Below are 14,553 nucleotides of genomic sequence, written 5' to 3' on the forward strand. Positions count from 1 at the left end.
ATAGAAAAATTTTATTTAATATTCATGCAAACATTTTATTAAATGATGAAAACAAAGATAAAAGAATTAGAAAACAAACTCTTGATTTTGATATTGATTTTGATAAATTATTAGTTGATAAAGTAATGTCATTTGAACTTCAAAGTGAAGAATACATAAATAAAGAATCATTTAAATACAATGTTATTTTTGAATGAATTGAAGATAAGGGAATTAAGATTAACATTACTACTCAAGATAGCAGTTACAAAATCATAATTGATGAACCCGAAACTCAAAAATTTAATGAAAATACTATATTTGATAAAAATAGAGCTTTAATTATTCTTCCTGCAGCTGTTAAAACCACAATTGAATATACAAATAATAAACAAAATGAAAACTTTAATATTGAATCAAATAAATTCGATTATAATGATGTATTTTACAATACATACAACCAACCAATTTTATTTAGTAATGACACTAACTTTTTAAAAGATAAATCAGTATATTATCCAAATCAAAATGTCACTTATAAACTTCATGATGGATATAAAATGAATGTAGATACTTTACGTTGAATTAAGCAAAAAGATTGAGATCTTGCTAAACATACATGATTAAGAGCATTATATTATTTAGCTGAAGGTAATCAAGAAGCTGGTTCAACTTCAATTATTGGTAAAGTTAATAATAATCCAAACGATCATAAATATTATATTATTACCAATCGCCACGTAGATGGTGAACATGATTTTCAAAGATGAGAACAACTTTCAGGTGCAAACTTTTTAACAGATAAAAAACGTCGTGATCTTACATTTGCACCTAAATACTTAAATACTGATGTTAATAGACATATAAATCACACTAATGCTGCGATAAATAATGCAAATAAAGTTAAAAATAAAGTTATAGGTACAACAATTTGATCTGGAGTAGATCAAATTAGTGAAAATGAAGGAGTTAAACCAAAAGAAGAAGATTTAAATATCTTTATCGCAGATTTTAATGAAGATTATAAAGAAGCACAATCTTTTGGTGGTATGAATAGAATTTGAAAATATCAAAATTTAATTAAATTGCCTAATGCAAAATTAAATGTTGGACCAAAACAAAGTATTATTTCTGTTCCATATACTCGTGAAGTAGCAACATTAGGTTGACCTAATAATAAAATGTCAGGAGCTATTAATCGTCGTCCAAGTGTAGAAGATGGTACTATTATTCAAATTCATACACAACCTAATTATTCTCAAGTTTTTGCTGGTAAAATTGGTTCAGGAACAGGAATGTATGTAGATGATGATACTTATATTGCAACTTGAAAAGAAGGATTTAATGGACCTGCAAGTCAAGGACCTAGATATGTAAATAGAGATTATAATTATTTTGGTATAAATTTTGATGGTCAAAACCCATTTGATATAAAAAATACTCATTCATTTGCTTCACAAATTATAAGAGCTAATTTAATGAATCCAAACGAATATGATTTACCTTGATTTTTTGAAACCATAAAAGAAAAACACGAATAATAAAAAAATATTAAGTACAAAATGTAGTACTTGGTATTTTTTTTTAATCAAAATTGTACAATTTTATTAAAGGAATTTTTATAAGTTTATTGGTTTGTCTTTGTTTTTTTAAGATGAGTATAATTTTTGAAATTCTTATCTAAAAAATTCAAGTTTTACAATTTTAATTGTTTGTACTTGAATTTTATTTAATATTTTTAATAGTTACTATTTGTATAATTCTTCTAATAAAGGCATTATATCTAACATTATAGTAGCAATACTTGGCCCACCATCAAAAATAGCACTTACCATTACTGCTTCTACTATTTCTTCTTTAGTTGCTCCTGCTTTTTTTGCTTTGGGTAAATGTGCTTCTAAACATCATATACATCTTTTTGATGTTGCAACTGCACAAGCGATTAGTTCTTTTTGTTTAGTAGATAAAATATCATCTCTAAAAATAGTTTTAGAAAAATTATCATGAGCTTCTAAATAATCACCTTTAATTGCTTTAAGTTGTGAAAAATATTTTTGCTTTTTTTCTTTATTATGAAAACCGTGCATTCTAGTCCTTTTTGATCTTCTTTTGTAAGTATTATAACATTATTTTTTAACTATTAAGCAAGCAATTATTATATAATTAATATATTTATGAACCATAGTTAAGAAATGTAAAGAAAGGAATAAAATGGCCAAAAAATTAGAAAAAATTACTCCATTAGAAGAGGATTTTTCCAAATGATATTTAGATGTAATTAAAAATGGAGATTTAATTAGTTATGGTAAAGCTAGAGGAACTATTATTTTTAAACCTTTATCTTATGGTATTTGAGAAAATATTCAAAAGAATTTAGATACTGAATTTAAAAAACAAGGTGTTAAAAATGTTTATTTCCCGCTTCTAATTCCTGATTCTTTAATTCAAAAAGAAAAAGATCATTTAAAAGGTTTTAATCCAGAATTAGCTACTGTTACAGAGGTAGGCGGTAGAGAACTGAGTGAAAAATACTATATTCGTCCAACAAGTGAAGTTTTATTTTCTACTTATTTTAAAGATAATGTAGAAAGTTATAATGATTTACCCTTAATTTATAACCAATGAGCAAATGTTATTAGATGAGAAAAAACTACTAATCCATTTTTAAGAACTACTGAATTTTTATGACAAGAAGGACATACAGTTCATGCAGATGCTTTAGAAGCTCGTAAATTAACTAAAACAATGTTAAGAATATATGCTAATTTCCTAAAAAAATATTTATCTTTACCAGTCATTCAAGGTAAAAAAACCCCAAGAGAAAAATTTTCTGGTGCTTGTTCTACTTATACTATCGAAGCCATGATGAAAGATGGTCGTGCTTTACAAGCTGGAACGAGTCATTATTTAGCTCAAAATTTTACAAAAGTCTTTGATATTACCTTTAAAAATAAAGAAAATAAACGTGAATATGCTTATGGGACAAGTTGAGGTGTAACTACAAGATTAATAGGTGCATTGATAATGGCACATGGTGATGATAGAGGTATTATAATTCCACCCAAAGTTGCTCCAGTACAAATTGATATATTAGAAATTTTTGGACATAAAAATCCAGAAGTAAAAGAATTTGCTTTACAAGTTAAAAAATATTTATCTAAATTTTTTAGAGTGGAATTAGATTCAACTGATAAAAATCCTGGATTTAAAGCTTCAAATAGTGAAATTCACGGAACACCATTAAGAATTGAAATTGGTGCTAAAGAAGCTCAAACAAAAGAAATTACCCTTATTAGAAGAGATACACTTGAAAAACAAACAATTAAATTTGATAAATCAATTAAATTAACAATTAATAAATTATTTAATGATATTCATAAAAATTTATACGACCAAGCACAAAAAAGAATGTTAGATAATATAGTTACAACAAATGATTATCAAGAATTTAAACAAAAAATAGCAGAAGGGAAATGAGTTATCATTCCATTTTGTGGTGATGAAGCAGCTGAAGAATTTATTCAGCAAGAAACAGGAGCCACAGCACGTTGTATTCCATTTAAAGACCCAATTAAGATTAATAAAAAATCAAGTTGTGTAATTGATGGAACAGAAACAAAAAGAAATGTAATTTTTGCAAAATCTTACTAAATATATAAAAAAAACATAAAAAATTCACTTTTTCAAAATTTAGTTAGAATTTCTATATAATATAAATATAAAAAACGAAGGAGAAAAAAATGCTAAAAGTAGTTAAAAAAGATGATAAATTAGATCTATCAGGACCAAAAAACATGGTGTTATTTACAGCAACATGATGTGGAATGTGTTCAATGTTTAAACCTGTTGTTGAAGAATTTGTCTCAAAACATGATGAAGTAGTTGTTTACTCTGTTGATGTTGATGAAAATCGTGAATTAGCAAGAGAATATGGTGTTACTTCAATACCAAGTTACTACATTATTGAAAATGATAAAATGGTAGATTCAAAAGTCGGATTTATTCCTTTACCACAATTAGAAAAATTAGTTTTAGGTTAATATATGGAATTTAGACCGCAAGCTATATTTGTTGATTTAGATGGCACATTAGTTGATCTAAAAAATAATAATATTAGTACCTTAAACATAACTACGATACAAAATATAAACAAAAAAATACCTTGTTTTATTTCAACTGGTCGTGGTCTTAGTAAAAGTTTATTAGAAACTACTAATATGTTAGGTTTAAATTATGGTATTGCTCAAAATGGTGCAATTATTTTTGATAAAGTGGGAAATATAATAAAAAAACACACAATTAATAAAGCATCTTATTTAAATATCATTGATTTACTAACTGCGGCAAAATTTTCTTTTATTATTAACTCACAAAAAATTATATATTCAGATACTTTATTATCAAAAATTATCAAGTTTTTTAAAAAAGAATATATAGTCCAAAAAAATTTACAAGCTAAAAATATTGATGAAGTAACTAAAATATTAGTTATTTCATCAAAAATAAAACGATTAGCAGAATTAAAAAAACTTTTATTAAAAGAATTTATTGATATTAATGTTGTATCCATTGCAAACAATCATGCATTAGAAATTACTGATATAAATGCAACAAAAGGTAAAGCAAATAGTTTTATTTGTTCATTAATAAATATTGATCCTCTTAAAGCTATTCATATTGGTGATAGTATGAATGATGCAAGTGTAATACATTATTTGGGTGGATTAATAGCAATGAAAAATGCAAATCCTGAATTAAAAAAACTTGCAACAATAATAGGTTTTCATCACAAAAAATCTGGTGTTGCAAAGACATTAAATAAATTAATAAAATTATAATGGAATTAATATTCCATTTTTTATTTCTTTTTCATTTACTAAAAAGTAGCTATATATAAAATCTAAAAGCAATACAAAATATTTTTAATTTAAATTAAAATCAACAATTTTGATTTTTTCAAACAAATTTAAAAATTTATATATATAATAATAAGTACATAAATTAGAAGCTATGTGTTGCCACCATAGCCAAACGGCCAAGGCATAGGTCTGCAACACCTCGATTACCGGTTCGAATCCGGTTGGTGGCTCCAATTTGCGCCCGTAGCTCAATTGGATAGAGTGTTTGGTTACGGCCCAAGAGGTTGCGGGTTCGACTCCTGCCGGGCGCGCCATTTCAAGAAATTGACCAAAGCAACAATCGTTGCTTTTTTTTTTTTTTTTTTGTACAAAAATTAAAATAAAAAAGTCTTGCGACTTTTATTAATTGTCTTTATCAATATCATAAATTGCATTGGCCATTTGTGATATATTTAATTCTTCTGGATTTTTTAAATAATTTTCTTTTAGTCGTTGAATATCTCTTAATTTAGCTAAGTTTTTTTCTCTCGTGTTTTTAAAATCAAAGAAAAGTAATACAGATTGTAAAAACACAACAATAGTTGAAATAATTGCAATAATTAAAAACAATAATTTTAAAGTTTCTGAATTGTTTCACTTAATTGCAAACAAGTTTAAAAGAATTTGTAAACTAGAAATAATCATAATTGTTAAAGCGATAAGAATATAAATAAATCTACTGATTATAAATTTTTTGCGATAAAAAACAATTTTTTCACTTGTGTCTTTTAATTCATCAAAATTTAGAGTATTTTTATTGTTCATTTTCTACCCCTTGTCATTTTAAATTACAAATTTCTGCTACTTGTTTAAAGAAATTTAAATCTCTATTTTTATGTTTATATTCACCGATTTTTTCTTTTCATAGTAATGTTTCTAAATTAATCTTATTAATTCTAATTTTATATTTATTGATTTTTTTATTTAATACAAAAAAACTAATTAATGAAGTTAAAAAAGTAATACCAGCACTTATTGCAGTAGTTATTAAAACATATTTTCTTCAATCTCCAAATCCATCGAAGTTATTATATAATTGAATTGATCCTAAAATACTAATAATTAAAGAAATTAGCATTATTATAATATTTAAAAAATAATATCAAAATGAATAAACTCAAACTTTTTTTTGCAAACTACTTTTAATATTATCGATAAATTCAATTGGATTACTTGTTATCATTTTTACCTACTAAAACATTTATAATAATATCTTTAATTTTTTGATTTGGTTTGTTATCTTTTAGCTTCAGAATTTCTTTTTTTTGTTTTTTATATTCTTCTGTTGTGTATTTTGTATCATTGGTATAACACATATTAACATAAAATAAGGATTCAAAAATTTTCTTATAACTATATGTTTTGGCTCTTGATTTATAAATTGATTGAATAATTGCTAAAATAAATAATGCAATTGTTGATACAGATACAAAAATTGTTAGTATAAGAGTTTTTTTATCGTTTTCAGATGCTATTTTTAATTGATCAATTCCCAATTTTATGGTAAAACTACTTAAAACAAGAACAGCTAAATTAAGAAACAAAATTGCAAAATTTACAATTGATTCTAAAATGTTTGTTAATTTTACTCTTTTTATAAATTTATTGCTATTTTCTTCAATGTAATTAAGAATTCTTATGTTTGTTAAATTATCTTTATTTTCCATAAATACAATTATACAACAATACAAAAAAATTTAGCACTCATAAATAAATTGTGCTAAACAATTGCTAATTTGTTATAATATTATATAAATGTAAATAACCAAAAGAGGTCATAATGGAACAAATTAATTTTAAAGAAAAGGATATTTTAAAAAAAATTATTGATATTTATATCGAAACTGGACAACCTGTGGGTTCACAATTTTTAGGTGAAAAATTCAAAATGGACTGTTCTAGTGCAACAATAAGAAATGTAATGCATAATTTAGAAAAAAAAGGTTATTTACAAAAAAATCACACAAGTAGTGGAAGAATTCCCTCAATTCAAGGATTAGAATATTATGCAAAATATTTAGCATACAATCCACAAAAATATTTAGAAGATAAGCTACAAGATATTTTAGCTAAAAGAAGATTAAATATTGATACAACAATTGAACAAGCAGCTCATGTTATAAGTGAAGTAGCAGGTTTAACTTTAATAACTACATCTAATAACTCAACTGAAGTATTAAAAAGCATTCAATTAACAGTTTTAAATAATTATTCTGCTATTATTGTTTTAATTACTAGTACTGGAAGAGTAGAATCTAAAGTATTTAACTTTGATAATAACAAAATAGATATAGAGGATGTTAGAATAGCAGTGAAATTATTTAAGGATAGATTAGTTGATACACCATTAATTGAACTATCATCTCGAGCTTATGCTCTTATTCCTATGTTTTCTGCTAAAGTTAAAAATTATGAACTAATAATTCAAGAATTTATTAAAAATATTTTTGTTTTTAAAGAAGAAAGTGTATCAAAAATATATAATAAAAATCAAATTATTTTAAGTCATGATATTTCTAGAGAAAAAATTGTTGAAATATTAGATTTTGTTGAACATCATTCAGTTTGAGAGGCATTAGAAAATGAATTAGATGAAGATAGTAGTATAAGATTTGATATAAAACAACCTAATATTAGTTTAATATCTAAAAAAATAGAATTTGAAAATGAAAAAAATATTAAAGAAGTAACTATAATTGGTTCTTCAAGAATGGATTATTCTAAAGCATTTGATACTTTAGACACTGTTGAAAAATTACTTAAAAAGGATTTATAATGGAAAAAAATAATGAAATAATTTTAAAAGAATTTGATACTATTACACTAAATATAATTTCAAAAAAAGAAAATGATAAACAATTAAATGAAACTAAAAAAGTTATTTTAGGTTTTCATGAAATTGATTCTTTTATTGAAAAATATTTATTAGAAACTAAAAATTTTATTTTACATAAACAATATAAATTACAACACCCTGATTTAAAAACTAAATATATAATTGAAATTATAGGAGTATTTGCACCTGGTAAAACAAGACAAGAAGAAAGAAAAATAATTCAAACGTTAAAACAAAAAGTAAATGAGCAAAATTTACAAATTGCAGAATATATTACTAAAATATTTTCTTATGAACAAGAACTAAATCAAAAACAAGAAGAATTTAAAAAAATAGCTGCTGATTTACAACAAAAAGCACAAACTGAAATTAATAAATTTAGACAACAAAATTCTGAACAAACAAAAAAAGAAATTGAAGACATTAAAAAATATGCATTACAAGATTTTTTTGAAGATTTTCTTTTATCTTTAAATAATTTAGAAATTGCAATTCATACTGGTCTAAAATCTCAAAATCCTGAAGTTTCAGCTTATACTAAAGGTTTTTTAATGTTATTAAATAAAATTCAAAATACATTAGAAGATTATGGTATTACCAAAATAGTTGCAGAAGTGGGAGATATGTTTGATGCTAATATTCATCAAATATTTGATTTTGATGACCAAGGTGTTGAAAAAGAAATGATTTTAAAATTAAAATCTCCTGGATATAAATTACACGACCGTGTTTTAAAACCTGCACTTGTTATTGTCCAAAAATAAAAATAATTAAGGCCTAGACCTTAATTTTATTTATCAATTTTATATGTTTTTAGCTAAATTATAAATTCAAGTAATATCTTTTTTGTTTTTAATACTATTTTTAATTTCATTATGGGATTTTAAATTAGTACTTCCACCACCAGACACAATAAATTTATTTAAATAATTGTTAGTTTTATCAACTTTTATTAATATAGATGAAACTATTTGAAGAGGAGTTTGATTTTTTTTCATTTCACTATAATAACCTTTATACGAATCAATAATTTTGGAAGTTTTATTTATATTATTATCACTATGAAAATCTTTTATTTCAATGCTAATTTGATGTTCAATTTTTTTAGTTTTATAAACTAAAATAAAATCAGGAAATTGTCTTTTTATATTATTTTCATCATCATAATATTCATAAAATATTCCATTACCTACAGGGTTTCGAAATAGATTAACATCCATATATTCATCTTTTTTTAAATCATCATTAAATAAATGAATAATACCATTTATAAAACTAACTTCATTTTCTGAATCATAGTAATGAGGATGATTGTTTTGGTTGCTTTTAATACCAGTAAGTTCATATTTATATTTTAAATTTTGCTCTGAAAATTCAATTTTATTTTTTTCATCAGTTATTTCAAAATTAACATCTTCAGGTAATTTTTTATCATATATTAATTTAAATTCATTTATATCTAATTTATTAATTTTCTTTTTACGTTCTTCTAAAATATATTTTTTTACATCAACATAAATTGAATTAATAAATGTATATCACATTAACAAATTAATGTTATCTTTATATTCTCTATTAAAGTAATCATTAATATCATTTATTTGTTTTTTAGTTAAAATATTAGCAACTTTTAGTTCAAATTCTTTTATATATTGACTAAGCTCAACTATATTATTGATTTTTTTATTTATATATTGATATTGAATATTTGTTTTTTGATCTACAATTGTTTGGTCTTTGTAAGGTAAAAAACCATATTGATTATAATATTGACAATAGTATTGATATTCATTTATTAGTTTATTTTTATTTTGTTTTAAACAATTAAAAATAGAATCTGAATTAGTTATTTCGATTTGATTAACTTCTTTATTAATTTCACCATAATAGAATTTATCATCTATACTGTCTTTATTTAATTTATATACAGAAAATTCCTTATCTTTATATAAATTTTCTATATCTTTAATGTTTGAATATACTCAATATTTAAATGCATAAGAATCATGGTTAAAATTAAAGCTTGGATTGGGATTACGTTTGATACGTCCTATTGTTTGGATACTTAAACTTTCAGAAGACACATTTCTTAATTGAACAAGCATACAAGCACGAGGAATATTTCATCCTGTTGCAGGTCCTACTTTAAATATTATTACATCAATATCTGAACTGTTTTTAGATATATCTTTTAATGAAAAATTACCCCTCATATTTGCATCTAATTTTTCAGATGAAAAATATTTAGCTCATGTTAAATTGTGTTGCTCTAATTTATGAATAATTTTTTCTATTTTTTCATCAAATTCAAGGTCATTTTTTGTTTTATCTTTAACTTGGATTAACATAGCTGGATTGATATTATCTATCAATCCTTCCTCTGTTATATATTTTTGCTTAATTTTGTTAAAACGATTGCATGCAATTTCTAATAAATCTAAATCACTTATTTGTTCATTTTTAATTTCTGATAAACCTTCATTTAAATAACTTGTTGTTTTTATTAATTTAATATCATCTTCTTTTAATTGATTTTCAGTAATTTTAACTTGTTTGTAACTTCCTTTGGGAGTTGCAGTCATATTAATTTGAAAGTTTGCTGCATTTTTCATTTTGTTATAAAAATTTTCAGCTTGTTTTTTCTCTTCACTTTTTAAACCACTTTCATTAGTTCCAATGTGTGCTTCATCACGGATAAAAACAACAAAATAATTATTTGAAATTTCAGAAATAAATTTTTCTAAAATTCCTTGTTCGGTGTATATTTTTCCTTTTCCAAAAGAAGATGCACCTAAAATAAATACTTTATTTGATTCGATTTTAAAAGTGTAGTCTGCATCTTTAACACTATTTTTGCTACTTGATGGTGATTCTTTTCTCTCGAAAATAATATCTTGTTTATTTTCTAAATAAAATTTATATTCATTGAAATTATCTTCCATTTGTTTAGGTAATTCTGCATTGGAAAGTGTCATAACTATAAAAATAATTGGTTTGTTATCTCTTTGTTTGTTAAATGAAATTGCTTTATCAATAAAATTTGCAATCATAAAAGTTTTACCTGAACCAGTAGGAGCTTTAAATTCAATTATTTGTGAATAATTTTCAGTATAAGATTTATTAAAGTGGCCAATAAGTTCTGAAATGGCTCTAAACTGAGTATTAGTTAGTTTCATCTTTTGAGTCACTTTCTAGAGCATATAAATTAGTTAAATTATTCAATAATTCTTCATCTGTAATATTTTTAATTCCAAATTTAGCTAATGATTCTCTTAAAGTATCTATTAATAAATTAGTTTCAGTAGTAGAATTTACAATGTCAATTGAATCATATTTTAAGTTAAAGACATTTAGATTTTGTTTATAAGGTTCATTTTTTTCAGTTCATTTAAATGTTTCACCATTAGTTCCAATACCATGATTTATTCTGTATAAACGTTCGTATGTAATACCATAAGCTATGTTATTTTCGTTATTAGTAACTAATGTAAAAGTTCTATTCCCACCATCTTCTTTATTAAGTTCCATAACAGCATGAGCAGTTGTACCAGAACCTGCAAAGAAATCAAGAACACGGGCGTTTTTATTTTGGCACAAATTTAATAAATACTTTATTAGTTCGATTGATTTTGGATAATTAAATACTCTATCGTTAAATATTTGTTTAATTTCATTCATACCACTATATGATTTATCATTTATTAAATCTGAATAAGGTGTACTTTTATCGTTAGCGTCAAAATATTTTTTGTATGCAACTCTTCATTGATTATTAACTTTATATCATTCAATTAATCCCTTATCATTTCTATTTTCATATTCTTTTTTTGAAAGAGTTCAACACCAATCTCTTTCAATATTTTTATTTTTTTGTCTCTCTAATCATTTTTCTTTGGAATTACCAGGATAAATTTTAGACCCATCAGGTGCTATGATTTCATAATCTAATGATGGGCTATATCTTAAGCCTTGTCTATCAAATGAGTTTCTTGAGTAAAAGCCATTATTATCCTGATATTTATAATTTTCTATATTACTTGATTTTTTATTAGCTATAAATAAATTGGTTTTTTGATAACATAAAACATATTCTTTTTTAATGGCAATATTTTTCGTGTCAGATCTTCCTGCTCCCGTTTTGTTTATCATATTAGCAACAAAATTCTCTTCACCAAAAATTTCATCCATTAAAACTTTTAAATAAGCTTGTTCGTTATCATCAATAGAAACAAAAATTACCCCATCATCTTTAAGGAGTTTTTTAGCTAATCTAAGACGTTCATTCATTAAGTTTAATCAACCATTACGACTAAATTTATCTCTGTAAATAAATTTTGTTGCAGAGATATTTTCTTTTTCATTTGCGGAATTATTTCCTTCTTTTTTGGAACTTTCAGTATTATAAGGGGGATCAATATAGATTACATCAAAGTTAGAATCTTCGCAAGATCTCTCTCTCTCTCTCTCTCTCTTTCTATTATTAATAAGTTCTTTAATGCATCATAATTTTCTCCGATGATTAAATTATTTTGACTTTTAGCTTCTGGGAAGCTAAAAGATTTTTCTTCATTATATTTAAGTACAGAAATCATTTTGTTATTGATTTCTGGTGCTACATCAAAAGTAAAACCAATTTTTACTCTTTTCATTAAAAATTGATAAACATTTTGTAATTGTGATTTATCTTGTAGATTGTCTAAAATCATTTTGCATAATGCTTTTTGGTCTTTATTTAAATCATTTACCGATAATTCGTCAATTTTATTTTTGTAATCTTCAAGTAATTTTAAATAATCTTTATTTTTCATATTTCTCCCTAATAATATCAAATATACTATTTATTATAAATGTTTTATTATGATAGTTTTTAAATCATATATATAAGTTTGTATTTTGAAATTTAAAATATTAAAAAAATTAAAATTAAAGAAAAAAAATGTCTAAACTAAAATAATAAAACATATATTTAGTTTCAGTATAAGATTTATTAAAGTGGCCAATAAGTTCTGAAATGGCTCTAAACTGAGTATTAGTTAGTTTCATCTTTTGAGTCACTTTCTAGAGCATATAAATTAGTTAAATTATTCAATAATTCTTCATCTGTAATATTTTTAATTCCAAATTTAGCTAATGATTCTCTTAAAGTATCTATTAATAAATTAGTTTCAGTAGTAGAATTTACAATGTCAATTGAATCATATTTTAAGTTAAAGACATTTAGATTTTGTTTATAAGATTCATTTTTTTCAGTTCATTTAAATGTTTCACCATTAGTTCCAACACCGTGATTTATTCTGTATAAACGTTCGTATGTAATACCATAAGCTATGTTATTTTCGTTATTAGTAACTAATGTAAAAGTTCTATTTCCACCATCTTCTTTATTAAGTTCCATAACAGCGTGAGCAGTTGTACCAGAACCTGCAAAGAAATCAAGAATACGGGCGTTTTTGTTATTTAAAATATTAACAATTAATTTTATTAATGATAGAGGTTTTATTGTCGTAAAATTTGTTTTCCCGCATATGTTTTCTAATTCCGATGTTCCATCTGATGATCACATACCCGAAATAATAGAATATGGAGTAACTAACTTATAATCGTTGTTCTGCGTATAAATCTTTTTAGCAACTAAATGTTTATTATCGCCGTATGAAAACAATTTGTAATTACCTAATTTTATGTTTTCATTAATTTGTTTAATCTCATCTTTAGTTTTATATTGTTCCAGTTCTTCATAAAAAATATTTCTATGCTCATTATCAACTTTCTTTCCGAAGTTTTTTCTTAGAAAATCTTTTTCTCAATAATAAAAACCAGTGCTATCTTTTTCAATATTTTTAATATTAATCTTTTTAGGGAAAAATAATTTTTTCTTTAAATAATTCTTGTGTTTGCCATAACAAATTAAATATTCGTGGCCTTCATAAATATAAGTATTCAATCCACCACCAGACTTTTTTTGCCAAATAAAGTTTGTAACAAAATTCTCTTCCCCAAAAATTTCATCCATTAAAACTTTTAAATAAGCTTGTTCGTTATCATCAATAGAAACAAAAATTACCCCATCATCTTTAAGGAGTTTTTTAGCTAATCTAAGACGTTCATTCATTAAGTTTAATCAACCATTACGACTAAATTTATCTCTGTAAATAAATTTTGTTGCAGAGATATTTTCTTTTTCATTTGCGGAATTATTTCCTTCTTTTTTGGAACTTTCAGTATTATAAGGGGGATCAATATAGATTACATCAAAGTTAGAATCTTCGCAAGATCTCTCTCTCTCTCTCTCTCTCTTTCTATTATTAATAAGTTCTTTAATGCATCATAATTTTCTCCGATGATTAAATTATTTTGACTTTTAGCTTCTGGGAAGCTAAAAGATTTTTCTTCATTATATTTAAGTACAGAAATCATTTTGTTATTGATTTCTGGTGCTACATCAAAAGTAAAACCAATTTTTACTCTTTTCATTAAAAATTGATAAACATTTTGTAATTGTGATTTATCTTGTAGATTGTCTAAAATCATTTTGCATAATGCTTTTTGGTCTTTATTTAAATCATTTACCGATAATTCGTCAATTTTATTTTTGTAATCTTCAAGTAATTTTAAATAATCTTTATTTTTCATATTTCTCCCTAATAATATCAAATATACTATTTATTATAAATGTTTTATTATGATAGTTTTTAAATCATATATATAAGTTTGTATTTTGAAATTTAAAGTATTAAAAAAATTAAAATTAAAGAAAAAAAATGTCTAAACTAAAATAATAAAACATATATTTAGTTTCAGTATAATTTGTTATTTTTTGAAAAAAATATTTTTTTTATG

Annotated in this window: 15 protein-coding genes and 2 tRNA genes; 8 read left to right on the forward strand and 9 right to left on the reverse strand. The window is 23.7% G+C overall.

All coding sequences use genetic code 4. The features are described from left to right. Positions 1 to 125: 125 nt before the first annotated feature. The gene (locus tag HLA92_RS00330) at positions 126 to 1,520 is read left to right on the forward strand and encodes an MGA_1079 family surface serine endopeptidase (RefSeq protein WP_171112412.1); all 1,395 of its coding nucleotides are present in this window, start codon (positions 126 to 128) and stop codon (positions 1,518 to 1,520) included. Between the two features lie 207 nt (positions 1,521 to 1,727). On the opposite strand, the gene HLA92_RS00335 is transcribed toward HLA92_RS00330, so the two are convergent. Beyond that, positions 1,728 to 2,066, reverse strand: coding sequence for a carboxymuconolactone decarboxylase family protein (locus HLA92_RS00335; protein ID WP_171112414.1), 339 nt, complete (start codon positions 2,064 to 2,066; stop codon positions 1,728 to 1,730). A 124-nt stretch (positions 2,067 to 2,190) separates the two neighbouring features. Here HLA92_RS00335 and proS point away from each other — a divergent pair, with 124 nt between their 5' ends. The 5 genes from proS to HLA92_RS00360 all read left to right on the forward strand — a co-directional run bounded on the left by proS (position 2,191) and on the right by HLA92_RS00360 (position 5,152). Further along, on the forward strand, positions 2,191 to 3,630 hold the full coding sequence (gene proS, locus HLA92_RS00340) for a proline--tRNA ligase (protein ID WP_171112417.1): 1,440 nt from the start codon (positions 2,191 to 2,193) through the stop codon (positions 3,628 to 3,630). Positions 3,631 to 3,719: 89 nt separating this feature from the next. Beyond that, entirely contained in the window at positions 3,720 to 4,019 is a 300-nt protein-coding gene (locus HLA92_RS00345) for a thioredoxin family protein (protein ID WP_171112419.1), read from the forward strand. A gap of 3 nt (positions 4,020 to 4,022) precedes the next feature. Beyond that, complete coding sequence (locus HLA92_RS00350; RefSeq protein WP_171112422.1) at positions 4,023 to 4,817, forward strand: Cof-type HAD-IIB family hydrolase; 795 nt, start codon at positions 4,023 to 4,025, stop codon at positions 4,815 to 4,817. Between the two features lie 179 nt (positions 4,818 to 4,996). Then, positions 4,997 to 5,071: transfer RNA gene (locus HLA92_RS00355), tRNA-Cys, on the forward strand. A 4-nt stretch (positions 5,072 to 5,075) separates the two neighbouring features. After that, positions 5,076 to 5,152: transfer RNA gene (locus HLA92_RS00360), tRNA-Arg, on the forward strand. A gap of 88 nt (positions 5,153 to 5,240) precedes the next feature. Here the strand turns inward: HLA92_RS00360 and HLA92_RS00365 are convergent. The 3 genes from HLA92_RS00365 to HLA92_RS00375 are packed head-to-tail and all read right to left on the reverse strand — an operon-like array spanning position 5,241 to position 6,544. Beyond that, the gene (locus HLA92_RS00365; RefSeq protein WP_171112425.1) at positions 5,241 to 5,642 is read right to left on the reverse strand and encodes a hypothetical protein; all 402 of its coding nucleotides are present in this window, start codon (positions 5,640 to 5,642) and stop codon (positions 5,241 to 5,243) included. Next, entirely contained in the window at positions 5,632 to 6,060 is a 429-nt protein-coding gene (locus tag HLA92_RS00370; RefSeq protein WP_171112426.1) for a DUF4231 domain-containing protein, read from the reverse strand. Before HLA92_RS00370 ends, HLA92_RS00365 begins: the two co-directional genes overlap by 11 nt. Next, complete coding sequence (locus tag HLA92_RS00375; protein ID WP_171112428.1) at positions 6,047 to 6,544, reverse strand: hypothetical protein; 498 nt, start codon at positions 6,542 to 6,544, stop codon at positions 6,047 to 6,049. Before HLA92_RS00375 ends, HLA92_RS00370 begins: the two co-directional genes overlap by 14 nt. A gap of 113 nt (positions 6,545 to 6,657) precedes the next feature. On the opposite strand from HLA92_RS00375, the gene hrcA reads away from it, so the two are divergent. Together hrcA and grpE are read left to right on the forward strand one after the other, a co-directional pair. Further along, positions 6,658 to 7,653, forward strand: a complete 996-nt coding sequence (hrcA, locus tag HLA92_RS00380) for a heat-inducible transcriptional repressor HrcA (protein WP_171112431.1) — start codon at positions 6,658 to 6,660, stop codon at positions 7,651 to 7,653. Continuing rightward, entirely contained in the window at positions 7,653 to 8,477 is an 825-nt protein-coding gene (gene grpE, locus HLA92_RS00385; protein ID WP_171112433.1) for a nucleotide exchange factor GrpE, read from the forward strand. The genes hrcA and grpE overlap by 1 nt, the downstream gene beginning before the upstream one ends. 39 nt (positions 8,478 to 8,516) lie before the next feature. On the opposite strand, the gene HLA92_RS00390 is transcribed toward grpE, so the two are convergent. From HLA92_RS00390 to HLA92_RS03325, 5 genes are all read right to left on the reverse strand, one after another. Beyond that, on the reverse strand, positions 8,517 to 10,889 hold the full coding sequence (locus HLA92_RS00390; protein WP_171112435.1) for a DEAD/DEAH box helicase family protein: 2,373 nt from the start codon (positions 10,887 to 10,889) through the stop codon (positions 8,517 to 8,519). Further along, positions 10,876 to 12,219, reverse strand: coding sequence for a site-specific DNA-methyltransferase (locus HLA92_RS00395; RefSeq protein ID WP_336508853.1), 1,344 nt, complete (start codon positions 12,217 to 12,219; stop codon positions 10,876 to 10,878). Before HLA92_RS00395 ends, HLA92_RS00390 begins: the two co-directional genes overlap by 14 nt. After that, entirely contained in the window at positions 12,135 to 12,521 is a 387-nt protein-coding gene (locus HLA92_RS03320) for a type III restriction endonuclease subunit M (protein WP_171112437.1), read from the reverse strand. The genes HLA92_RS00395 and HLA92_RS03320 overlap by 85 nt, the downstream gene beginning before the upstream one ends. Before the next feature lie 221 nt (positions 12,522 to 12,742). Then, positions 12,743 to 14,044 carry a site-specific DNA-methyltransferase gene (locus HLA92_RS00400; protein WP_336508854.1) on the reverse strand — a complete coding sequence of 434 codons (1,302 nt, stop codon included), beginning with the start codon at positions 14,042 to 14,044 and terminating at the stop codon, positions 12,743 to 12,745. Then, entirely contained in the window at positions 13,960 to 14,346 is a 387-nt protein-coding gene (locus tag HLA92_RS03325; RefSeq protein ID WP_171112437.1) for a type III restriction endonuclease subunit M, read from the reverse strand. Before HLA92_RS03325 ends, HLA92_RS00400 begins: the two co-directional genes overlap by 85 nt. Positions 14,347 to 14,553 lie beyond the last annotated feature (207 nt).

The sequence above is a fragment of the Mycoplasma miroungirhinis genome (assembly GCF_013008815.1).
In the GTDB taxonomy this organism is placed as follows: domain Bacteria; phylum Bacillota_I; class Bacilli_A; order Mycoplasmatales; family Metamycoplasmataceae; genus Metamycoplasma; species Metamycoplasma miroungirhinis.